Annotated in this window: 8 protein-coding genes; 5 read left to right on the forward strand and 3 right to left on the reverse strand. The window is 58.2% G+C overall.

Features of this window, described 5'->3' with window-relative positions; translation table 11 throughout:
* The first annotated feature begins 456 nt into the window (after window positions 1-456).
* The 5 genes from BUE18_RS12435 to BUE18_RS12455 all read left to right on the forward strand — a co-directional run bounded on the left by BUE18_RS12435 (window position 457) and on the right by BUE18_RS12455 (window position 22,502).
* The gene (locus BUE18_RS12435; RefSeq protein WP_170868342.1) at window positions 457-9,861 is read left to right on the forward strand and encodes an isopeptide-forming domain-containing fimbrial protein; all 9,405 of its coding nucleotides are present in this window, start codon (window positions 457-459) and stop codon (window positions 9,859-9,861) included.
* Between the two features lie 15 nt (window positions 9,862-9,876).
* A complete protein-coding gene (locus tag BUE18_RS12440) occupies window positions 9,877-12,717 on the forward strand; it encodes a DUF11 domain-containing protein (RefSeq protein WP_073476113.1) in 2,841 nt (946 codons plus the stop codon).
* Window positions 12,718-12,750: 33 nt separating this feature from the next.
* Window positions 12,751-13,245, forward strand: coding sequence for a DUF11 domain-containing protein (locus BUE18_RS12445; RefSeq protein WP_170868343.1), 495 nt, complete (start codon window positions 12,751-12,753; stop codon window positions 13,243-13,245).
* 87 nt (window positions 13,246-13,332) lie between these two features.
* Window positions 13,333-16,341, forward strand: coding sequence for a beta strand repeat-containing protein (locus BUE18_RS12450; protein WP_073476114.1), 3,009 nt, complete (start codon window positions 13,333-13,335; stop codon window positions 16,339-16,341).
* A 176-nt stretch (window positions 16,342-16,517) separates the two neighbouring features.
* Window positions 16,518-22,502: a DUF11 domain-containing protein gene (locus tag BUE18_RS12455; RefSeq protein ID WP_139264718.1), complete on the forward strand. Its 5,985-nt coding sequence runs from the start codon at window positions 16,518-16,520 to the stop codon at window positions 22,500-22,502.
* A 164-nt stretch (window positions 22,503-22,666) separates the two neighbouring features.
* Here the strand turns inward: BUE18_RS12455 and BUE18_RS12460 are convergent, their stop codons facing one another.
* The 3 genes from BUE18_RS12460 to BUE18_RS12470 are packed head-to-tail and all read right to left on the reverse strand — an operon-like array spanning window position 22,667 to window position 25,039.
* Window positions 22,667-24,394 (reverse strand): FAD-dependent oxidoreductase, encoded by a 1,728-nt coding sequence (locus BUE18_RS12460; protein ID WP_073476118.1) that lies wholly within the window; start codon window positions 24,392-24,394, stop codon window positions 22,667-22,669.
* Window positions 24,395-24,412: 18 nt separating this feature from the next.
* The gene (locus BUE18_RS12465) at window positions 24,413-24,772 is read right to left on the reverse strand and encodes a DsrE family protein (RefSeq protein WP_073476165.1); all 360 of its coding nucleotides are present in this window, start codon (window positions 24,770-24,772) and stop codon (window positions 24,413-24,415) included.
* A gap of 36 nt (window positions 24,773-24,808) precedes the next feature.
* The gene (locus BUE18_RS12470) at window positions 24,809-25,039 is read right to left on the reverse strand and encodes a sulfurtransferase TusA family protein (protein ID WP_170868344.1); all 231 of its coding nucleotides are present in this window, start codon (window positions 25,037-25,039) and stop codon (window positions 24,809-24,811) included.
* Between the last annotated feature and the right edge of the window lie 230 nt (window positions 25,040-25,269).

Genomic DNA, 25,269 nt, shown 5'->3' on the forward strand with positions numbered 1-25,269 from the left:
AGAACAGGCGGCTGATTTTGCCCAGTCGATGATTTTGTGAAGCGGCTTTTAAGGAATACATATAAATTTCGTTAAATTTTATAATTACTGTATTAAATTACTCACAACCAGCAACAAAGGGTGGATAAATTGAAATGTAGTCCGGCGTGTGCAATCGTAATCCTAATAATTGCTATAGAGTTCATCACTATTCTCTAAAAAAGTCGGCCGCCATCCTTCCCTTTTATTAGAAATAGTCAATAAATCAAGTAGTTATTCCTTTTCTCCTGCCGGGTCCTCCGCCCCTTTTTATCGGGTCAAAGTGCGATAATGATTATCATTTAAAATGTTGACAGGAAAAATGACCTTAGTTTATGCTCATACCAACTATGCATGGCGGTCCCTCTGTGCTGTTCATGCTCCATCTCTGTTAGAAAAAGTTAAATCAGGCTGTATTCGATGTATCGCCATGTATTAATGACATTAATGGTAGTGTGCTCCCTCGCTTCGACCGCGCTGGCCGGCCCGCTTTCCATCACCCAAACCATACCCGACGCCTTTATCAATGACTCCATTGCAGGCTCCCAGGGGCAAACCTACCAACTTGCCGCGTCCAACCCCACAGCCCTGACTTCCACTAACGTCGCATTTTCCGTGGATATTCCGGCGGGCTTCTCCTACGTGGCCGGAACCTTGACCAATGACGCAGGCCTTACCCCAAATGTTACGGCCGGCGATCCTTTTATCATCAATTTCAACGAAGGCCTGACCCTGGCCCCCGGGGACAGCATCAACATGACTTATCGCCTGGCCACGGATTGCACCGCGGTGCCCGGCCAGCAGCTGATTTCCGTAACCGCAAACTACGACGAGCCCGAATCCCCGGATTCCAACACCTCCCTGGTGACCATCAAATCCGGCCTCATTCTGGTGGATTTAATCGCCGTGTCCCCCAATCCCTTCAATGTGGAGGTGGGCGATACGGTCCGATTGACCGCCAGGATTACCAACGACGGCGACGGCTCGCTATTCAAAATAAACTTCAACGCCAATTGGGGGGCGGATTTCTCCAATCCTTCGCTGGTAGGCGGGACTTTGACTCCGTCCCTGAACGGCGGTCAATATGAAATCGTCACCGGGGAAATACCGGCGGGCGAAAGCCGGGAGTTTACCTTTGAGTTGGATGTGGCGGGGTGCGACGATTTGGCCATAGACGTGGAGGCGGAAGATCCCTGCGATCCCGGCACGGTTTACACGGACGACAATTCGCCCTTTCTGACGCTCAAGCAGCCCAACATCTCCATCGGAACCGCCAATGCTTCCCTGGATTATTGCGGAACCGGCGACATGGCCCTGACGATCCAGAACGTGGATTCGCCAGTGGGAACGAGAGGGACCGCCTACAACTTCACGATTTCCACAAGCCTTCCCGGCGACGTGGTAGTGGACAGCGTATCCGCCGGCTGGACCCATGACGGCTCGGGCGGCTTTACCCTGAACGGCGGAAGCATCGCCCCGGGAGATACGGAAACCCTGACCATAACCCTTGCCGCCTCGGACCCCTGCGGCGGCGCCTCCGGCATGCTGATTTTCTCCCCGGCCTATACCAACGCCTGCGGCGACATATTTGCGCCTCCGGTGGTTTACGCCTCTTACGACAGTCAGACCGGCCCGACCATTGACCTGGAAATGACCTACACCCCGGACGGCGGAGACCCCGAGCGCGTCTTCCTGAACGAACGGGTGGAGTTCACCATCACGCCCTCCCTGACCGAAGCGGCTGAATGGACGGGCAATATCATAATAACGGACGTCTTCCCCTCCACGTTGATTAATCCCGCGACGGTCGCACCTCTTCCCGTGGGGACAATCGACCTGACCGGGAACACGCTCACCTGGACCCTTACCCCGGCTCAGGCGGCCGCGTCTCCCAGTCTGATCATTGAAACCGTCACAACCAACGACCCCTGCGAGGCGGGCGCCTACATCAACAACACGGCCAATATCATCAACGCCCAGACCTCCTGCCCCTGTCCCGAGTCGGCCAGCGCTTCCGCAAGCATGTATCTGCAAAGCAAAGAGCCGCCGGCGGGCGTGGAACTGGACGAAACCAAAGAAATTCTCAATACCCTGGCTGAGGGCAGTTTCAACGTTTGCCCTTCGTCCGACGTCCAATACTCCGTTGTGTTGAACTTTGATGCAGGCAGCGCCGGCGTATGGACCAATTCTTACATGCAGGACGACATGCAGGGCGGCCAGGTTTATGCGGCAAACTCCCTGACATATGACGCAGGAAGCGGATTCACCTCCGTTCCCGGAGCGAATATAACCTCGGTCTCGCCGCTGACTGTAGACCTGGGCTTTTTAAACGCCGTGACGGGCGGGGACGCCGTAGCCGGCAAGTCCGTGACCTTTCAGTACGAACTCACTGTCAGCAACGCAGCTCTCACGCCTTGCGAGCCAGCCGGCTCTTTCTTGTCGGAAACCGAGGTTTACGTTTCCCAATCCACGGCCGGATGCTCCGAAGCGGGCGGCAGCCGTTTTTTCCTGGGAGTACAGGTTCCCGTTTCCCGTGCGGCTCTGGATATTGGCATTGATCTGCAAACCAATTCCGTTTCCAGGTCCCAGCCTCTGACCTCGGCGGACACTCAGCCGGTTCACGTAAGCGTTGACAAGCTGACCGCATGGAACGCCAACAATGTGGTGGTGACCGTAGACACCTCCAACTATGAATACCTGGGAAATCCCACCTACGTGGGCTTTGGCGCCCAGACGCCATCGGTTTCCCATGTGGGGAACGATTTGACATTCACGTTCGCCGCTCCGCTGGGCTCGGGTGAGTCAGGCGATATATATTTTGATGCAGTAAAAACCTGCACCAATGACTATTCCATATCCGCCCGGGTGGATTACGAAGACGACTGCGGCCAGCCCTGCTCGGACACTGCAGGCGACTCTCCCACCGTGCAGCTGGCAGGCGATCTCAGGGTGAACGCCACCCCGGCCCAGGTGCAGGCCAGTTCCGGGGAGCTCATGTGGACCTTTTACATCACCAACAAAGGTTCGGGAACGGCCTACAACGTCATCCTTACGGAAGAGTTGGACAAAATGTTCAACTACGTCAGTTCCACCGTGGACGGAGGCGCGGGCGCCCCGGTCACGGCGGACGGCGGAGCGACCTGGGATATCACCTGGGAACTGGGTTCTCTCGCCCCGAACCAGGTGGCGGAAGTGCAGGTGAACGCGGAACTCACGGGCCAGTCCTGCGATTTTTCCAACGCCAGCAATGTCATTGCCGAATACGGCTTCTATGATGATTCCGCTGTGTACACTGCGTGCGAGACGGAAACGGCGGCCACGGTGCCTGTATTCACCCAACCGCCCTCCCTCATGACTCTGACCAACGCATCGGGCGGCGTGACTTTGTGCGGCAGCGGAAACATCAACCTGACCCTCAAGAACAACGGACGGACCCACAACTACAACGTGGTGGTTACCCAAAACCTGGGAACCACCGGCCTGGATTACGTTCCGGGGAGCGCAACCCTCAGCATTAACGGCGGGGGTCCCGTGGGCATTGCCAATCCTAATGAATCCGGCGCCGATCTCACCTGGACGTCCGATTCGGGGCAGACCTACTATGTCGCGGCTTTGGAGGACATGGATATCGGGGACGTCTATGTCATTTCTTTTCAGGTCTCCGCCCAGGAGGAGTTCAACGCCAACCAGCTTATTTCCGCCGCGGCCAATTGGGAAAAGCCCTGCGAACGCGATGGCGTGGGCACCGGCGTGGCGGGCGGAGCAGGCTTTGACGTGCCCATTGACCGGCCCGAAATCACCGTCACGAAAACCGGTTGGAACGTCACGGCCGGAGACGGAGAAGCCGACCGCGCCAATACTGTCTACGGCGGGCAGGGCGACACGCTTATCTGGCGGGTGGACATTGCCAATAACGGCAGCGCAACCGCTCAGAACGTGGTCTTGCGGGACGCCATCGGCGGGAATTTTGATCTCACCCGCTGGGACGACAATGCAAGTTTTTCCAGTCCCGACGTCCTGGCCGGAACCGATACCGGCTATATGTCCATCCCGGACATCCCGGCGGGAAATTCCGTTAGCTATTATTTTCAGGGAACCGTTCAAGGCGTTTGCACCAATCAGACCAACACAGCCTATGCGCAGTGGGGCTGCGGCGCCTCACCCCTGACCGAGCCGGATGACGGCGACGACCCCGCTTATCTGGTCACCGTGCCCGATTTCAGCAACGCGGTCAATATCACCCAGGCGATCACCAACCTGGCGGAAACCGCCCCGCCGGACGTCAACGGCAAGGTGGTCATTACCGTAACCAACGGCGGCGGCTCGGCCGAAAACCTGGTGCTTACCAATGATTTGCCCGCGGGCTTCAGTATTGATACATCGGCCTTTACGCCAACCCTGGATCATAACGGCGTATTTGTAGGCAACCCGACAGTCACGGGTTCGGCTTCGGCGCCGATTTTCACCTTTGATCCTCTGCTGACGCTCCTCCGGTACGGAGAATCCGCCACCCTGACTTTCCAGATAGTCCAGACCGGGTCGATTGACTCCGCCGAAAACCAGGACGACCGCCAGGAAACCGCCGGCGACGGGCTCGACCCTGCTTTTCCGGCTACCAGCAACAATGCGGTCACCCTGGATTACGAAAACACCTGCGGCGCCTCTTTTAGCGCAACGGATAACGTGAGCGTCAATCCCCGCACCCCGGACCTGGATATTGATATCAACCCGGGCGTTTCCATCGTAAGGACTGTCAGCGGAACAGGCGATACGGAAACCTTTGCCATTCGGATCAGCAACCGCGGCGACGCAACAGCAAATAACGGAACCCTGACGGTGGATGTGGGCTCCGGCTTTACGGTAACCGGAAGCGGCGGCATGACCGACAACGGCGGCGGCAACTACACCTTGAGCCTGGCCTCCATCAACGCAGGGGCCAGCCGGACTATCACATTCAACCTCACCGTGGCCAATGAAACCAATCCCCTGACCTTTCACGCCCAGGTGGAGGGCATGATAAAGGACGCCTCCGGCGCGGACGTCGATCTATACTCCCTGGACACCATCCGGGCCCGGATTGTCGGGTTCCGTATGGAAAAAAACCTGGTTTCCACCACAGAAGCCGATTCAGTCGACCCCGGGGTGTTTATCGGTGAAGATGTTACCCACGAAATTCTGGCCACCTGGTTCGGCATGGACGGAGGCGAATCCGTCACCAATATCACCGTGACTGACGCCATGGCCACAGGAACCGGCATCCTGGGCGCGGCTGCCACAGATTCTCCCAATGGGGCCGCCATCAACTCCATGCCAGCCCCGGCGCCTTATGGCACGGGAAATGTCGTCATGGATGTGGACGACTTTACGGTATTCGGGGCCACTGCCGAGTTCCGCATGATAGTGGGCTCCCGTGTGATGAACCAGGATCAGAACGCCGAAAGCGGCAATAACGTGGATGGAACCAAACTGACCAACACGGCCTCGGCTCAGTTCGCCTATCTGGGTACCACCTACAACACATCCACCTCCGGCTTCACACTCGAGGCCGACAGGCAGGACACCGTCACTGTCAGCACCCCAAGCATCTCCATAACCAAGCAGGTGCGCAACCTTACCGAAGGCGAGGTAGGTTACGCGGACTCGACTTCGGCGACGGCGGGCGACACTCTGGAATACTCCATCACTATCGCAAACGCGGCGGGCCGCGCGCCAGCCTACGACGTGGAAGTATCGGACGCCGTAAATGCCAAATTCCAGTTGCTGAACATGGCTGTGGACGGATTGGATAACGACGGAGACGGCATTACGGACAGCGGGGATATTGGAGAGCAAAATTTTGGCGGTTACGGCGCAGCTATTTCCTTTGACGATTCCATGAACGCCGCCCTGGACAAAATGGACCCCACGGACAGCGTGACCTTCAAGTATCAGGTGTACGTCGGAACCACGGTCAACCCCAACGAAACCATCCAGAACACGGCCACCGTAACCTACGACACCTTGGACGAGGCGTCGGGCAGCCAGACCGGCGGTATGGACGTTGCCAGCGGCGAGGAAGCCGGAGCCAGGGATTATTCCGTCACAGCCAATGCGGACGCGGACATTGAAGCCGTGGACGTCACCGGCTCCAAAGCCATCCTGGCCGCGTCCTACACGCCCCTGGGCGGCGGCGCTCCCTTTGCCGGCCCTCAGGACGTGGTCATCGGCGAGGAAGTGCAATATCAACTCAAATTCACCGTGCCTCCGTCCACCCTGGAAAACTGGGTTTTGGAAGACACTCTGCCCGACGGCCTCACGGCCATTGAAGGTTCCACATTCTCATTGCCGGCGGGATTTATTCCAGGCGGGAACATCGTCCCCGCCATCACGGATAATGGCGGCCAGTCGGTCATTACATGGGATTTCAGCGCATTCGGCGATCAAACCCTGACCCCGGCCGCAGGCGAGCAGACCATCACGGTCAATTTCATCGCCCGGGTGGAAAACACGGCCGGAAACCAGGCCGGAACCAATCTGAACAACACCGACGCCGAGGTGAGGTATGAACTCAACTCCGTGCCCCAGACCGTGGAACTGGTGGACGTCAACCTGGTGGTTCGCGAGCCGGCCGTTACGATCACAAGAGAAGTGAGCCCTTCGGCTAACGTGGACGCAGGCGACAAGCTGACGGTGAGCATTACGGTGGAAAACACAAGCACGGTGACGGCCCACAATGTGCGCGTGACCGAAGACTTCACCGCCGAGGATTTCAACTATGTCGCGGGCGAAGTGGGCGGAACCATCCCGGACACCGTGGACGAATCCAACGCCGACGCCCCGTTTTTTGTGTACGATACCTTAAATGCAGGCCAGTCCAAGACGTTTACCTATTCCATTTTGGTGGATACGGACGTCCAGCCCCAGGAGAACCTGTCCAACACGTCCTATTGCTCCTGGACTTCTCTGGCGGATGACTCCGTCGCTCTGAATACGGCTACCGGAACCATCGGCGCCGACGGCGCGGCTTTGGGCATGAGAAACGGCGACATTCCCGGCGACGGCGGCTTGAACGACTATGAAGACTCCGATGTGTTCAATGTCGCCCTGGACGTGGGCATTGACGTTGATCCAATTACCGCAGCCAAGGCGGATGAAGGCCTTGTCGCGGGATTTCCTGCAAACGTTCCCGGCGCCAGGCGCGCTTTTTCCATCACCATTGATCTGCCCGAAAGCACAACCAACGACCTCGTGGTCACGGACCAGCTAAACGCCGGATCGGCGGGATTGGTGTTGGAAAACAACGCAACCTATGACGTGACGTATACCTTCACCGGAATCCTTTCCGTCAACGGCTCCGCCGTAGCAGGCTTCGCCGACTCCAATGACGTGGAAGCCGCGCTCATCGCATTCGCCGCGGATCAGGCGACAGGAACCGTTATCTGGAATTTCGGAACCGTGATTACGGACGAGGAAGACGACACCCTGGGCGGCGTATTGGACCCACGAATCGTTATCAATTACGCAGCCCGTATAGACAACGTTGCGGACAACCAGGCCGGAACCGCCCACGACAACCTGGGAACGGTCACCTACGACAACGGAGAAACCGCGGCGACCACCACGATCAACGCGGGCGCCGTTTCCTTTACGGTCCTTGAACCCCAGCTCACGGTAACCAAGGAAGGCCGGAACATCACCCGGAGCGATGGAGACTTTTCCTCCATGACCGCGCCTGACGCAGGCGACATCCTGGAATACCGGGTCACCATTGCAAACGGAAATACGAACGCCTTTACGGCTTACGACATCAATATTCAGGACTCCCTGCCCGAAGGCCTGGCTCTCACGGCTGATCTTCCTGTTGGCGATATCACGACCGCCCCGGACGTTACGGGCGACGGAACAGCCGGAAACGCCGAGACCCTGGTTTGGGGACGCACCCAGGCTACGCCCTTGAGCATTGATCTGGCTGCCGACTCCTCCTTGCAGTTCACCTATCAGGTGGAGGTTTTAAGCGCTGCGGAGCCGGGCCAGGAATTCGCCAACACCTTGGATATTGACTGGACCTCCCTGTCCGGCGCAAACGCCGGCGAACGGGACGGCGCCGGCGGCGTGGACGACTACACGGATTCCGATTCGTTCACAACAACCAACAGGGATGACACGACTTTTTCCAAGGCTCGCACCTCCGACACCTACGGCCCGGCGGATAATGACGTGCGCATCGGCGACTTGGTCACCTTCACCCTGACCGTGGGCCTGACCGAGGGCGTGACAAGCAGCCTGGTTGTGGAAGACGCTCTTCCGGCCGGCCTGGCTTTTTACGACACCGTGTCCCTGAACGGGGACGCGGCGGCGCCGTACTCCAGCGCGAACAACTTTACTTATACCGATATTCCGTCCGGCGATACGCCCGCTACCGGGCAGACCGGAACCGTAACCTGGACCATGGGCGACGTGACCAACGCCAACGCAAACACGGCGGGCGTGGATGCCTTCACCATTGTGTATCGCGCCAGGATAGCCGACGCCGTGGGCTTCGGCCTCACGCCGTCCACCCAGACCGTGTCCAATGCTGCGGACCTCAACTATGTGGAGTACGATAATTCGGCCCAGCAGTTAAGCGATTCCGTCAGCATAGACATTGTGCAGCCGGTCCTGGAATCCGCCAAGGCCCTGGCGGCGGGGCAGACCGAACTGGTCAATCCCTCGGGAAACGTCTCTTACGAAATTACCATCACCAACACCGGCGACGCAGCAGCCTATAACACGGTGGTCGCAGACACCCTGCCCGCAGGCATGAGGATGACGGCGCCGGCTTTTGTTTCGGCAACCTTGGGCGGAGCGCCGGTCGCCCTGGCGCCGCTTAACTTTAACGCGGCCGCCGGATCGGTTTCCTGGACCCTTACGGACGCCCAGGCCATCCTGCCCGGCGAAAGCCTGGTGATCGAATACCAAGCCACCGTGGACGATCGCGTGAAAGCCGGAACCCAACTGACCAACCAGGCCGGCGTGGTTTCCTATTTTTCCAAGGAAAGCGCAGACCCGGACGAAAGAAGGCAATATCCCGCTTCTGCCAAGTCGTCCGCCACGGTCACCGTGTTCGGCATGCTGTTTACGCCTAATCACGAGCAGACCACCCAGGCGGGGACAAGCATCCATTACATCCACCAGGTGGACGTCTACGCCGCCGGAACCACGGCGGATCTCTCCTTTAGCGCTGCATCCGCCCAGAGCCTTGTCTGGACCGTCTACTACGACACCAACGGATCCGGACAGCTGGACGCCGGAGACGCCAGGTACACCAACGGAACTTCCTTTGCCACGGGCGAATATACCTTTTTCATGCGCACGGTGGTTCCCAACCTGGTGACCGACGGCTGGAGCGACACGACCGTATTTACAGCCAGCCTGCAATCCGGCCCCAATATCCAGACGCGCACCGTTACCGACATCACCCGGGTGGTCCTGACCGGCGGTGAAGGCGCGGGCGAGGTCACGGCGGCCAAAGAAGCCGCCATCGACACGGATTGTGACGGAGACCTGTCGGACGAACTGGTCATTGACGCAACCTACGAAATCCTGAAAGACGCCGAGCCCGGAGAATGCGCGGTATACCGCATTACCTTCGCCAATCAGGGCACGGGAACCATAACCAACGTAAAGGTAGTGGACGATGTGGTGGATTACTCCACCTACGTGGGAGGCTCCGCCGAATTTGAAAACACCCCGGCGGGCCTTACGGAAACGGCAATCACAGAGCCTGCCGACGGCGCCATGGGCACGGTGACCTGGACCTATGGCGGAAGCCTGGAACCGGGCCTGTCCGGCAGCGTGAAATACACCGTAAAAATTGACGAATAAAGGCGGCGAAAGTCCATGAAGCAAAAAATCACCCAGCAGCGTCGAATACAACGGGCATGGCTCCATGCCCCGGCCCTGGTGTTTTTGATTGTCATGGGCCTGGGCCTCGCCCTGGCCGCAATGCCTGACGCGGGAACGAAAATCGTAAACCAGGGCTCCGTTTTTTATACGGACGAAAACGGCGAGGACCGCCAGGCTTCAACCAACCTGGTGACCCTGACCATCAGACAGGTCTATGCGGCGAGCCTGGAAGGCGATCGTTCCGCCTACGCCTCCCCGGACGGCGAAGCCCTGATGTTCCACACCCTGACTAACCAGGGCAACGGCCAGGACGTCTACTGCGTATCCGTGGCGGAAGCCGCCGGGGACTCGGGCGATTTTGAACGGCTCCAGGTGGTTTTGGACGAAAACCAGAACGGCGCCGTGGATGACAACGAGGAAGTACTGCATATTTCCGGCCAGGCCGGATACGGAACCGTTACCCTGGATAGGGGCTCGGCAGCTTCCTTAATCGTGGTGGGCAAGGTTCCGTTCGGCGCCGTGGACGCCCAAAATTACGGCGCCGTGCTGACCGTTCAGGCCCAGGAAGGGACCGGCGCCTGCCAGAACGGCGGGGTGACCGACGGCGGCGCCAACGCGGACGGCTCCGCAGACACCAACCAGGATACGGTTATCATCACCAACGACGGCGTGCTGACCATCACCAAGACTTCCGTCTACCAGGAAAGCGGGGCCGGAACGGCCGACGATACGATCCTGTACACGGTCCGGATTGAAAACCAGGGAGCCAATGACGCCAAGGACGTGGCGGTGACCGATGACCTCCCCATCGGGACGGCTTACCAGGACGCCTCTTTGGCGGTGAACGGCGACTGGACGACCAACGCCGGGGACGACGGAAACGATGGATTGGACGGCCAGGAGCCCACCCACGACGCAGCGGTTCCCGGAACCATATCCGGCTTGATCGACCTGCTTCCGGCAGGCGATTCCGTGAGCTTTTCTTATGTGGTGGACCTGGACGACGACCTGGAAGGCGGCGCCCTGATACAGAACTTTGCAACCTGCCAGGGCGACCTGGATAACGATCCGCTAACCACAGAGCCGGAAGTCAAGTCAAACACCACGGAAGACCTTTTTCCGAAGGTTTACGGCGTTGAAATCGCCGACACCGGCGCAGGCGCTTTGGCGGGAGTAAATGACGGCGGTGACGACGACGCGGCCAACGACAGCCAATTGGTGGATCAGGTTAATCAGGGCGAGTCCGTCATCTTCACAAATATCGTAACCAACCAGGGCAACCTGGAGGACAGCTTCAACCTGGCCGTCACCGCGACCGGCTTTCCCGCCGGGACTGTTTTTGTGTTCTACAATGCTTCGGGCGAAGTCCGGCTTTTGGACACAAACGGCGACGGAACTATCGACACCGGCCCCGTGGCTTCGGGCGCCTCGGTCAACGTAATTGTCAAAGCAGTGCTTCCCTCTAACGCTTCACTAGGCGGGCCTTACACTGCAACGGTTACAGCGACCTCAGCCCTGGATCCCTCTGGCTTGCCTGCCGCGGATACGGTCACGGAAACCCTGACGACCATCGTCTCCCACATCGTGGATATCGCCAACAGCAATCCCGCGCCTGGCTTCAACGACGGCGGGGTCGCCAATGCTGACACGCCTCCGGCTGTGGTCAACTCCCTTTCCGCAGTTCCGGGGCAAACCGTCATCTTCACCCTGTATGCCGTCAACGAAGGCAGCTTTCAGGACGATTACGAGCTTTCCGCCTGGGCCGATGTCACAGGCTCCGTGGCGCTTCCCGACGACATCCAGGTGGAATTCACCCTGCCGGGAGGGGAAACCGTCACCCACACGGGCCCCCTGGATTCCGGCGAGGTTTTTTCCTATTACGCCAAGGTCACGTCGTCCGAAGATCGCGCCACCGGGGCGGTCACCATATTTTTCACGGTTAAGTCGCCCGTCACCCTGGCTCAAGACGTCAAGGCGGACCAGCTTGTGGTGGCGACGGACGAAAGCATCGCTCTTAGCCCCAATCAGCGTGCGCCCATCTATCCCGGTTCCGTGGTCCATTACCTCCATTTGCTTCAGAACACGGGTAACACCCAGGAAGACGTTACCGTTTACGTCGAAAGCCAGTCCCACTTGAGGAACGAACTGGAATATCCCACGGCCGCTCTGGGCTCCGAGGTTACCGCCTGGACCAAGACGGAAAACCTGAACATCGGCGATAACGTGGTGATTTTCGACTCAAGCGCAGCCTCCTGGATAACCGTCGCCCTGGTGGATGACGGCGCAGGCGGCCTTGCCATTCCCATGGATCCGGGCGATCACACCAACATCCGGGTGCGCGTCCAGGCTACGCTTAACGAGGTGGAGTTCACCCGCGACCTGCTGGTCCTGAGGGCCGATGTGGCTGTGGGCTCTGCAACAGCCAGCGTGCTGGACATCACCACCGTCAACGGAACTCAATTGACCATCACAAAAACCGGCGCCGTGGATAACAATTGCGACGGAACGCCGGACACGGTCTTTGGCACCGGAACCCTGGAAGCGCTTCCCGGCGAATGCGTGATCTGGAAGCTGGAAGTGGTCAATCTGGGCCAAGAGCCCATCTGTCAGGTGGAAGTGCATGACGGCGCCGTGGCGTTCACCACCCTGGACGGGGCGCCGGCCATTATATCCGAGCCTGCTCCCGGTGGAACCGGAAGCTGCGTGGTGAATGGTCAGGACTTTGATTGCACCGTCGGAAATCCCTACGACATTGATAACAATGGCGGGAACGAATCTTTTTGCCTCCAGCCAGGAGAACAGGCGGAAATCCGTTTCCGCGTAAAGGTGGATTAAGAAACCATGATCCGCTTTGTCAGGAGAACAACCATGCGCAAACAAATATCCAAAAGAATCCTCGCCCTGGCGGCGTTGGCGATCCTGGCTATGTGCGCAACTGCTTTTGCAGGCCCTCTGGAAAGCCTGATGGAAACCCTTTTGGTGACAAAAGACGCCGCAGGCGCCGAGGTTCTGAAAAAAACCGACGCCGCTTATCCCGGAGACATCGTGGAGTACCGCACGACCTACCGGAATGCCGGCGACTCAGCCCTGAGCGGTTTGGTGGTCCAGATTCCCGTGCCTCCCAATACGACCTATGTGGCCGGATCGGCCGCATCTTTGGTCGTGCATGATCTTTTGATCAGCATTGACGGCGGCGCAACCTGGGATGAAGAGCCCGTCAAACGCATGCGCCAAGGCGAGGACGGAGAAAAAAAGGAAATCATTATCGGCCCCGAAGAATACACGCACATCCGGTGGGTTCCCAAAAGAGCGATCCAGCCCGGAGAAGTGCAGGTGTTTCGGTGCCGTGTGAAAATTTCATAAATTAAAATAGTTAACTTTTAATCCCGGCCTCCTGCCAAGGCCCGGGATTTTGCGCCAAAAAACCTTATTACACTACTGGAGGATGTTATGAAAACCTGGAACCCTAACCGGCAAAATAGCTGGAAAACCGTATTTGCGGTTTTGTTGGCATTGTGCGTCCTGCCGGGCGTTGCTTTGGCGACTGGAACTAGCGCGGGGGAGCGTATTCAGAACCAGGCCACTGCAACTTACGTGGATGCAAACCTGAACGCCCAGACGGCCCAGTCCAATATCGCGACCGTGGAAGTCGGGCAGGTTTATTCCGCCACTTTGGCTGAAGACCGCTCTCTTTACGCGGCTTCCGGCCAGTCCGTAAACTTTTCTCATGTGCTGGCCAACACCGGCAACGGAGAAGACACCTACACCATCGCCCTGGCCCAAGGCATTTCCGGCGGCGATGACCTCGATTTTGATAATCTGGCCGTGTACATCGACCAGAACGGCGACGGCGTGGCCACCGCCGGTGAAACGTTGATAACCAACGGCGGCGGAACCGGCACGGTAACCCTGCAGGCCGACACCCAGTTGGACCTGGTCGTGCTGGCCAAGCTGCCAACGTCCACTCCCGGCCAGACCGCCGGCGCCACCCTGACGGTTACGCCCACCAGCGGAACCGTTGACGACCTCACCGCAGGCAACGGCGTGGATACCCTGGACGGCACCAACGAAGACCTGGCAACGGTGACTGACAATGCGGTCCTGAACGTCAACAAGTCTTCCACCTACAACGATCAGGGCACCGACTCCATCGTGGACGATACGGTCACCTTTGTGGTCACCATCACCAACACCGGCCCGGTGGCGGCTTACGACGTGGAAATTCAGGACGCCCTGGATCTCACGGTGTTTGACGTAACCGACGTGACCGACATCGTAATCAACGCTACCGAGGGCGATTACGAAGACACCGCCGCAGACCCTGCGGAAGGTACGGCCAACACGGACACTATCAACGGCTTTGACCCCATTGCAGTCAACGACGCCGACAACGACTCCACAACAGGCGACTTTGGCGTGCGCGGCCATGACGACGTGTTGAACGCCGACGAGACGATTTCCTTCACCTACACGGTTCCCGTTATTGCAACCTTGCCCGCCGGGACTCTGCTCCGGAACTCCGTGAACATCCGGGGCGACAAAAATGACGACGGCGATGACGACGACGCAGGCGAAAACGTCACATCCAACATCACCACCCAGATCGTTCCGCAGGTGTACGGCGTGACCGTCACGGATACAGGCGTAAACGGCGCCGCCGGCGTAAATGACGGCGGCGACGACGACAGCCTGCCCAACGACACCCAACAGGTCAACACCGCCGCTTCCGGCGAGCAGGTTCTGTTCAAGAACATCATTACCAACAACGGCAACGGAACCGACACCTTTGAACTGACTGCGGTGAACGGGAATTTCCCGGCAGGTACGGTTTTCAGCTTCTGGCAGGCCGATGGAACCACCGCCCTCCTGGACACCAATGACGACGGCGCCGTGGACACAGGCCCCATGGCTGCAGGCGAAGTAAAAACCATTATGATCAAAGCCCAGTTGCCCGCAGGCGCTTATGACGGCGACGGAAGCAACGCAGGCTCCTTTACCGCTACGGTGGCCGCAACCTCCGCAGGCGACGCAACCACGTTTGACGATGCAACCGAGGAACTGCTCACCATTACCGCTCCTATGGTTGACCTTTCCAACGAAGCAGCGGTTGGCGCCAGCACTCCTGACGGAAACCCCCTCACCAACGAAGACGCCTATCCGGTCGTGGGCAGCGAATCCCCCACCACCACGTATGATGCCGCGCCCGGCGTAGCCGTGAACATCCCCTTGACCATCCAGAACGACTCCGGCGTGCCGGACTCTTTCCAGCTTACCGCGGGCGGAAGCTGGAACGGCGCTGTCCTGGGCGGAATGCCCACGGGGTGGTCCTATGTGTTCAAAAGCACGGCAGGCAACACCATCACCACCACGCCGGCGGTCTCCGCGGGCGGAAGCTACTCTTTCTACCTGAAGGTGACTGTGCCTTCCACCGCCGTGTACGCCCTGGCCGATTACTCCTCGGACTTTGACGGAGACGCAACGGTTGAAACCATTGACGGGTCCTCCCCGGCTGACGGCGACGGCGACTACCCCATCTTTATCCGGGTCGTCTCCACCAATACGGGCGCTTCGGATATCAAGCTGGACGCCATTGACGTGACCGATTCTGAAAAGGTCACCCTGCAGGCCAACCAGACCGGACAGATTCAGCCCGGCGGCTCCATCGCCTATCCTCACACCCTGAGGAACGACGGCAACACCGTGGAAGCCTTCACCCTGTCCGCCGTGAACAGCCTGAGCGCCTCCGGTTGGGGCAACAACATCCTGGTGGACACAACGGGCGACGGCTCCGGCAACAAGCCCTTCTCCACCCTGGCCATCACGGACAGCGTGTTCTACACGGACGCCGCCGGCGCTTATGTTTCTCAGGTGTTCGGCCAGACTGTGGCCAACAGCCTGGTTTTCGCTCCGGGCGAAAAACTGGCTATCTCCGTTCTGGAATTCGCGCCCTCCAGCGCCCCGGACGGAACCCTGGACATCCTGACCATCACCGCCACTTACAATGCAGGCGCCTCCAAGGTTGTGAACATTGACCAGACCACGGTTATCCAGGGCCAGATTCGTCTGTCCAAGACCGTGGCCGTGGATGCGGCATGCAACGGCGTCGCTGACGAAGCCTTTGCTGTGGAAGCGGCCTCCAAGGCCAATCCCGAAGAATGCGTGTCCTGGCGTCTGGTGGTCACCAACGAAGGTACGGCCGCCGCCGATGACGTGGTCATCTACGACACCGTGCCTGCTTTCAGCGACTACGTGCCCGGCTCCCTGCTGAGCGGCGCGGGCGACTTCGGAACCACCGCCAACCCCGGCGCTTCCCTCATCGCCCATACGGACGCTGACGATGCGGAAGCCCGCGCGGACGGCTATAACGCCAAGGTGGTCGGCGACAGCATCACCTTTGAACTCGGAACCATTGCTTCCGGCGCATCCGTTACTTTGCAGTTCCAGACCAAGGTGCAGTAACGGATCGGATGTACAGGTTCTTGTGACATCCTCCTACGTGCAATCGGGAGTGTGTTTTGAGGTTTTCAAGGCGCAAATCAACGGGAGTCCGGCCGGTCAAAGGGCCGGCCGGAACCCCGGCAAATTTTAAAGCCGAGGCAGGGGGCTTCCCCGGCCAAGGCAAGGGTACAGGGTACATGATCCGGCATAAGTTTTTATATATCGTTGTGGCAGTCCTGGCGTTGCTCCTGGCAGCAGCATCGCCTTCTTGGGCCGTCACTCCAGCCGGGGTGCTCATTACCAACCAGGCGACCGCCACGTATTTTGATACGGGCAAGGAAATCGCCGGCAAGACATTGTCCAATATTTCCCTGGTCACAGTAGGGAACTTGTACGCCTTGTCTTTGGAAGCGGATCAAAGTCAGGACGCGGCGGCCGGGCAATATATCAACTTTCAACATACCTTAACAAACACCGGCAACACGGCCGATACTTATAGCTTAAGCTATGCCAACCAGCCCGGAGACGACTTTGACTTCGACACGGTGACCATCGCCCTGGATACAAATCAAAACGGGCTGATAGACGACGGTGAGCCTGAGATAACCGAAACGGATCTCATTCCGGCGGGCGAATCCATTTACCTGGTCTTGGGCGGCAGCGTCCCGGGCACGTACGTGGCCGGCCAGACCGGAGTTATTGTCATTACCGCTCAAAGTCAGACGGCGGCTGCTGTTTCCAGCAGCAACACGGATACGGCAACCCTTAATTCCAATGAGGCGGTTTTTCAGTTTTCCAAAAACAGCGACCCGGAATGCGACGAAGCCGTACACCCAGGCGAGGATATCACCTACTCCATCACCCTAACCAATGTGGGAGGCGCTGCACCGGACTTTCGGGATATCGTGGTGGACGGCGTTATCGAAACAGGCTTTTTGGTGGAAGACCCCCTGCCTCCCAATGTGGTTGTCGCCCTGGACGTCGATGCCCTGGCGGCGCCTGTGGGCTCCAAAGTGCTGGTAAAGTTGGATGGCTCGGGCGTCAATGATTGGATTTCGTTTTCCAATGCAACCGAAAACGATTTGATTGAACGGGTTGGCGTATTGTTTCCGGACACCGCTTTGGGATCCAACGAAAGCGCTTCCTGGCAGTTTACCGTAAGGGTAATAAGCGAAATCACCCCTGGAACCACGATTGTCAATCAAGCTGAGATCGACAAGGACGGCGACGGCTTTACGGATTTGTACTCCAATGAGGCCTGCAATACCCTTGAGGAAGGCGTGGAAGACGATCCGGAAGCGGAGAACGAAGCTGTTATCAGATTCCTGGAGCCGGTCTATTCCCTGAGAGTCAATTCCACGGCCCCTGATTTTGAGGACGATGACGATTACCAGGATGCCGGTCTGTACCGGCTGTCCTCGTATCCCACCTACGACGAGGTTCGGGACGGCGTGTACCTGGAGGTTCACTCCTCCAGCCTGAACACCAGCCCGGTGGCTGCGGACGTGATTGTGGTGCACGTGGTTTCCATGCTGACCGGCGACGACGTCTACGTGCAACTGGAGGAAACCGGCCCCAACACTGGCGTTTTCCGTTCCAGGGTTCCCATAACGCTGGATACGGATCAGACCTCCGGCGGAGGAACCTGCTCCGCGGCCAACGCAGGCGGATGCGTGCTGCAAAGCATGTCCCGCGACACCTTGCGGGCCACTATCGAAGATCCCGGCACGGGATTCGTCCTGGTGGACGCGGCCGTCGTAGATCCCTTGGGCGTGGTTTTCGACTCCGTTACCTTGGACCCGGTGGCGAACGCAACCGTATCCATCCGCACCTCGGACGGCCAGCTTGCTTTGGACCCGGATACGGGCGGGACGTCTGTAATCGAACCCCAACTGACCGGTCCGGACGGCGAATACCAGTTCCCAAGGGTCTATCCCGGGACATACTATATTCACGTGCAGCCGCCCGGTGGACTCAATTTTCCCTCTGTTACTCCGGCCCATACCTTTGCGGGCCAGTATACGGTCAACGCGTACTCCTACGGCCAGAACGGACGGCAAAAAACGCCCAATTCCGGGGAATTCATTTTGTCGGCGGGAGATCCGGCGTTGATCGTGGACATACCGCTTGATCCGGATAATGACGGCCGCTTTGTGCTGGAGAAAACCACCACGGACTCTTCGGTCCAGGTGGGCGACTTTGTGCCTTACACCCTGACGGTGCGCAACAACGCCGGCGCCAAGCTGTTTGATACCACCGTGCGCGACGAAATCCCCTATGGCTTTAAATATGTGCGGGGCAGCACCAAGTACGACGGCGAAAAAGCCGGCGACCCCAAAGGCGAAAAAGGTCCGGTGCTTGTGTTTGACGTTGGAACCCTTGATGACGGCCAGACTTTGGAAATCACCTACGTGCTCATGGTGACCCCCGGCGGCCTGGATTCCGACGGGGTCAACAAGGCTCAGGCTTTTACCGTGACAGGCCGGGGGGTCAAGTTCAACTCCGTCAAGGTCCAGGCCATGGTGGACATCGAGCAGGACGGCTTGTTTTCGGATCGCGCCATCCTGTTTGGTACGGTTTTTGTGGATGAAAACGCAAACAAGGTAAAAGACGAAGACGAATTGGCCGTGGGCGGCGTAAGGATTTATCTGGAAGACGGAACCTGGGCCATTACCGACGAAAAAGGCCAGTACTCCATTTATGGACTCAAGCCGGGCGCCCACGTGGTCAAGCCCGATCCCATCACTTTGCCCGAAGGCATGAAGCTGTCGGCCATTGACAACCGGTTTGCCAAAGACCCAGAGTCCCGGTTTGCGGATCTGGTGGAGGGCGATTTTCACCGGGCGGATTTTGCCCTGCTTCCGCCCGAGGAGAACGCCGAAGCTCTTTACGAAGCCATTAAAAAACGCAATGCATCCCTGGACGACTCCTGGGTGTACGAAGCCGCCGTGGAGTTTGACGGCACGGTCTTTGACGATACGGAATACGAAAAAGACCACACGCCGGCAAGCGCGGACGGCGACATATCCTCCGGCGTCGCCTATCCGGCCGATAAGGCTTTGTCCGATCCCGCAGCGGGAGCGCCCAAGGCGGAGGCCGCTGAAACGGCTCAGCCCGTTTCCAAGGCCATGCCCAAGGTCGAGGACGTCGCAAGGCGGGCAACCGCGCAGCAGGCCAAGGAAGGCGCGTTTATATGGCCTGCCGGAGAGGTCGCGCGAGACGGCCGTTTTATGGTTGTCATCCCCAAGGGGATCGTTCCCGTCCTTAGCGTAAACGGCAAGGAAGTTCCGTCCAATAAGTTGGGCGAACAGGTTTTGAATAATGCAACGCGCGCTCAGGTTTTGGCCTGGTACGGCGTGCCCCTGGAGCCCGGCCCTTGTGACGTGACGGTTTCGGGCAAGGATATGTTCGGCAACCTGAGGGCCCTGGCCCAAAAGACGTTCGCCCATCCAGGGCCGCCCAAGACCCTGAGAATCGTCCCTTCCGCATCCAGCGTTCCCGCGGACGGCGGCAAGTCCTCCATGCCCGTTGAAATTCAAATCAACGACAAGGACGGGATAGGCGTGCTGGGCGTGCATTTTGTCACTGTGGAGGCCTCCGACGGCCGGTTCCTGGAGCCTGACATCCAGTCCAAAGAGCCGGGCCATCAGGTCCGCGTGGAAAACGGCCGGGCCATGCTTCATCTGCAAAGCAGCTTCAGGGCGGGCGAGGTTGACCTGGCAGCTACGGCCGGGACCGGTTTAAAAGACAAAACCCAGGTGAGATTCGCCGCGCCGCTCAGGCCCATTGTGGCGGCCGGCCTGGTGGATTTTTCCGTGCATTTCAACGACATCTCCGAGGAATCCATTCTGCCTACGGATCAGGCGGACTCTTTTGACGAAGAACTGGATTACCGGGGCCGGGGCGCGGTCTTCCTCAAAGGCAAGGTGAAGGGCGACGTGCTTTTGACCCTGGCTTACGATTCGGATAAAGATGAAGATGAAACCCTGCTTCGGGATATCGACCCGGACGAATACTACCCCATTTACGGGGACGCCTCGGTGAAGGGCTACGACGCCCAAAGCCGCAGCGCGCTTTATGTGCGTCTGGAAAAGAATAACAGCAGCGTCATGTGGGGCGATTACCGCACGGATTACAACGAAAAAAGCCTGGCTCGGGTGGATCGCACCCTCACGGGCGCCAACGCCAATATCGAAGTGGGCGGGACCAAGGTTTCCGGCTTTTATGCAGAGCCTGACTACGAACGCAGGACCGAGGAAATCCGGGCCAACGGCACGGCGACCTTCTACCGCATCTCCGGCGCGCCCATCGAGGAAAACAGCGAAACCATCGAGCTCATCACCCGCTCCAGGGACAACCCGGGCCTGATCATAAACACTGTATCCATGACGCGCCTGGACGATTACCAGATCGACCCCGTAAGCGGTTATATTACGTTTCACGACGCCATCGCCTCCGTGGACGAAAATAACAATCCCCAGTACATCCGCATTTCCTACGATACGGAAGGCGGGGCCGAGCGCCATGCCGTCTGGGGCGCCAGGGCGGAGCAGCAAATTACGGAAGACTTGTCCGTTGGCGGAACTCACACCCAGGATGAGCATCCCGAGGACGGCAGCCGGATTTCCTCCGGGTACGTCAAATACAAGATTAAAGACAAGCACGACGTGGAAGCGGAATACGCCCATATGGTGCATAAAAACGGAGATCCCTCCGGCGACGCCATTCGCGTGGACATGGAAAACCAGTGGCACGACAAGTTCAGCACAAAGGCTGAATTCGTGACGGCGCAGCCGGGGTTTGACAACTCCAGCGGCTCCGGCTCGGCAGGGCGTCAGGAATTGACCGCCGAAGCCGAATACCGGCCTTACACGCACACCACGGTCACCTTGGAAGGCTTGGAAAGCAAGGATCTCCAGGGCGAGGACGAGCGGATTTCAGCCGGCCTTCTGGCGGAGCGCAAGTTCGGCCTGTGGCATACCGAGGCGGGCGGCCGGTTCATCCGTCAGATGGAGACCTCGGACACCGCGGAAGAAGACATATACACCTATCGCCTGGGCCTGGGCAGGGACTTCTACTTGCTTAAACGCAAGGGACAGGCCGGCGTGTCATGGGAGCAGGACGTCTCCGACGCCGGCAGACGCTCCCTGGAAGCCAACGCCGACTGGCAGGTGCACAAGATGGTCAAGCTTTACGCCAAGCAGGAGTTGATAAACAGTCTTTCCGGCGTCACCAGCTTGTCCAGCGACGTGGACCGCTCCACAACCACATTCGGCGTGTCCTCTGACTTCATGACCAATACCAAGGCCTACTCGGAATATCGCATCCGGGGCGGCTCCAGCGGCCGCGAGCAGGAAAGCGCCACGGGCGTCCGCCGCACTATCGACCTTCAGCCGGGCTTGTCCTTTTCCCCTCAGTTGGAGTACGTCAACACCCTTGACGGCGAAAACGCAGGCGATGCCTTTTCCGCTTCCATGGGCATGGTGGATAAGAGGTCCAAACACAGCAAAAAATCAGGCCGGCTGGAAACCCGCCTTGGCAAGGACAGCAATATGTACGGCGTGCGTGCAGCCTGGGCGACCCGGTTTTCCAGAAACTGGACCGGCGCCGTCAAAGAGGAATTTAATATTGAATTGCCCGACGAAAGCCCGGACGTGCTTCGCCAGGCTCTCACCCTGGGGATAGCCCGCCGGCCCGTCACGACCAACAAGTACCATTGGATCGGGATGTACCAGTGGAAGGAATCCCGCAATGCGGACAGCGTGGACTCCAAACGCGCCCACATTGTGTCGTCGCACCACAACTATCAGGTCAGGGAAGATTTGATTCTTTCCGGCCGGTTGGCTGGAAAGTGGCAGCGGGTCATGCTTTTTGAGAATTATTACGAGTCTTTTACCTCGTTGGGTGGGCTTCGGTTGATTTTTGACATCACCGAGTGGCTGGACTTTGATATCCACGGCGGCGCCCTCAATACCGACGGAGACTCCACCCGCTACTCAGGCGGCGCGGCGATTTTTTTCAACGCCTTCAAGAACGCGCGTCTGGGAGTGGGTTATAATTTCGCCGGGTTCACGGACGAAGACCTGGACGCGGAAAAGTACTACGCCGAAGGACTGTATTTCGGCCTGAGCTACAAGTTCGACGAGTCCTTGTTTGAATGGCTGGCGCCGGACGAGGATTAGGTTAATTCGGGCGGTTTCGCCCGTTGCATATATTTTCCCTGTGGGAAGATGTCAAAAGGGGATGGAAAAGCCCCGGGGCCATGGGCCTCGGGGCTTTTCCTATTCAAGGGAGAGAGTGAGTGTGAGCCTGTTTTGTACGGACAGGCTAATCCGCTGACAAATATTTAAACCGGATTGTTGAAATCCGGGGCGCTTTTCTTAAGCATGCCGTATCCGCCCTGGATGTTGACGGTGTCCGTAATGCCGTGACTGGCCAGCAAGCATTGCGCTTCATACGACCTGGGCCCGGTGTCGCAAATCAGGCACAACTGGCCGGTCCCGTACCCGTTTCCGTTGATCTCGCCGATCCGGGCGGCAAGCTGGTCCTGAGGGATGTTGACCCACCTGTCGCCGAAGCGTTCCACAAAAGGCTGGGATTCGGGTTTGCCCCGAACGTCCAGAACGTGAGCCTTGGCCTCGTCAAAGAGCTTCAGAAAATCCGCCACGTCAATGGGCTTGTTTTTGCCCTTAAGAATGTTGTCCAAGGCATTGCCCGCATTGTTTACAATATCCATGGCCGAAGCAAAGGGCGGCGCATAAGTGACTTCCAACGCCGTGATGTCCGAAACGTCCGGTCCGAAAGGCAATACCGCGGACACGGCGTCCACCCGGGCTTTTACGGCGTCGCCGTTATGGCCCACGGCCTCCACGCCGAGCACCTTGTGGGTGGTTTTATCCGCAATGAGCTTCATGTACATCAATTGGTTGGTGGGGTAAAAATGGGCGCGATCCGCCTGCACAACCACAGCATGCACCGGATCGAATCCAGCGTCTTGGGCCTGGGCTGCGGTCAGGCCGGCCGAGGCCACGCCCATCTCGAATGCCTTGAGGCAAAAAGCGCCTACGCTGCCTTTAAACTGGGCGTTTCCGCCGGCGATGTTCGTGCCTATCACCCGGCCTTCCCGGTTGGCCAAAGAACCGAAGGCCATGGGAACTTTTTGGCCGCTGATCAAATGAGTCAGTTCAATGCAGTCGCCTCCGGCGAAAATATTCGGGTCCGAAGTCCGCAGGGTGTTGTCCACCAGAATGCCGCCGTGCGGCCCAATGGCCAGCCCGGCTTTTGCCGCCAAATCGGCGTTGGGCCTGACCCCGACAGCCAGCACGACCAACTGGCAGGGGATATCCCGCTTATTGGTCTTGACGCCTTCCACGCCGGTTTCAGGCGTCCCCACAATCCGGGTTACGGACTCGCCCAGAAGAATCCGGACGTCATGCTCCTCCATATGGTTTTTTACAATCAGGCCCATGTCCGGCCCGATGGCCGTGGGAAGTAAATGCTCCATCATTTCCACCAGGGTGGTTTCCACCCCCCATAGGTCGGCCAGGGCTTCCGCCATTTCCACGCCGATGGCGCCGCCGCCGATAACCACCGCCGACTCCACCTGGCCCTTGGAAATTTTTTCCTTAATCTCCTTGGCGTTATGCAGATTGGCCACCACGGACACGCCAGGCAGATCCGCCCCGGGAATGGGCGGTACAACCGGGTTGGCCCCAGTCGCCAGGACCAGCTTGTCGTAATCCAGCGTTTTTTCTTCACCAGTCGCCCGGTTGCGCACGCTGACGGTCTTGCCTTTTCGGTCTATATCCGTCACTTCCGTCCGGCTAAGGACGTTCACGCCCTTGACGGTCTTAAAAAAACGATCGTCGCGAATGGCGTGTGAACTGGTGGAGTACAAGCCTTCCAGGTCGGCGACGTCCCCGCCCACATAATAAGGAATGCCGCATCCGCCGTAGGAAATCAGGTTATCGCGATCTATCAGGGTAACATGGGCGGACGGGTCCAGGCGCCTTAACCGGCAAGCCACCTTGGGTCCGAGAGCCACGGCCCCTATGATTAAAACTTTTTGTCCCATGTTAAATCACCTTCTTTCTTACAGGCTGATAACTGCGCTTTCACAGGAAAGACGAATCAGTTCCGTAGCAGGAGCCATTCTGGCGCCGTCAATCAAATCTTCTTCAGCAACGCGGCGAGCCTTGGCGCAAGGCGTGCACACCAAAATGGGCACTTCATGGGCCTGCAGGTAGGTCAACAGGTCGTCGGCCACGTCGCCGGTGGCGGCGCGGACATGCTCGATCAGGCCTTCTTTGGCCAGATACACGGCTTCATCCAGCAAAAACATGGTCACTTCCTTGCCTTCCTTATGGGCCACGGTGGCCAGATGAAAAGCGCGGGTGGAACGATTGGTGTTATTGGTGCCGCAGGAAAGAGCGATAAGAACTTTGTTGGTCATGGTCTGGTTTCCTTTCATTATAGGCTCGGCGCCTGTTTAAAGTTTTCGGATGACAGTCCTGTATCCGTTTTCATTCTGGTAATTATCCTCAACAGAGACCACTTCAAATCGTCCGGCCGGAAGTATGGTCTGGATATCCGACGCCGGGCCTGAGTCGTTGCATATGATCTCCATGGATTCCCCTGACTCCATCTTGTGGAAGTGATTGGTCGCCTGAAGCAACGAAAGCGGTATGATCGTGTCTCTTAAATCAAATTGTTTCATCATGCGTTCAGGCCCCTTTAATGTTTTGCCTTGCCCTAAAGTCATCCTCCTTATTGGCAAACTTGGCGCCAGAACGATTAAAGATTTAATTAAAATTGCCTAAATTTTTGAATTTAAACAAAAATTTTAGGGGTTCTTGGCGCTGCATATGGATAGGCAGGTAAAATCTTCTGGCTATAGTGGTCCTGATGTGTTAACTTGTTAAACAGAGTTGATGTTAATTTTCTTAACAT

It is taken from the genome of Desulfatibacillum alkenivorans DSM 16219, from assembly GCF_900142135.1.
Lineage (GTDB): Bacteria > Desulfobacterota > Desulfobacteria > Desulfobacterales > Desulfatibacillaceae > Desulfatibacillum > Desulfatibacillum alkenivorans.

Excerpts from the sequence above, each read along its gene's own strand:
- BUE18_RS12435 (WP_170868342.1), top strand. The coding sequence starts at position 457 with ATGACATTAATGGTAGTGTGCTCCCTCGCTTCGACCGCGCTGGCCGGC.
- BUE18_RS12440 (WP_073476113.1), top strand. The coding sequence starts at position 9,877 with ATGAAGCAAAAAATCACCCAGCAGCGTCGAATACAACGGGCATGGCTC.
- BUE18_RS12445 (WP_170868343.1), top strand. The coding sequence starts at position 12,751 with ATGCGCAAACAAATATCCAAAAGAATCCTCGCCCTGGCGGCGTTGGCG.
- BUE18_RS12450 (WP_073476114.1), top strand. The coding sequence starts at position 13,333 with ATGAAAACCTGGAACCCTAACCGGCAAAATAGCTGGAAAACCGTATTT.
- BUE18_RS12455 (WP_139264718.1), top strand. The coding sequence starts at position 16,518 with ATGATCCGGCATAAGTTTTTATATATCGTTGTGGCAGTCCTGGCGTTG.
- BUE18_RS12460 (WP_073476118.1), bottom strand. The coding sequence starts at position 24,394 with ATGGGACAAAAAGTTTTAATCATAGGGGCCGTGGCTCTCGGACCCAAG.
- BUE18_RS12465 (WP_073476165.1), bottom strand. The coding sequence starts at position 24,772 with ATGACCAACAAAGTTCTTATCGCTCTTTCCTGCGGCACCAATAACACC.
- BUE18_RS12470 (WP_170868344.1), bottom strand. The coding sequence starts at position 25,039 with ATGATGAAACAATTTGATTTAAGAGACACGATCATACCGCTTTCGTTG.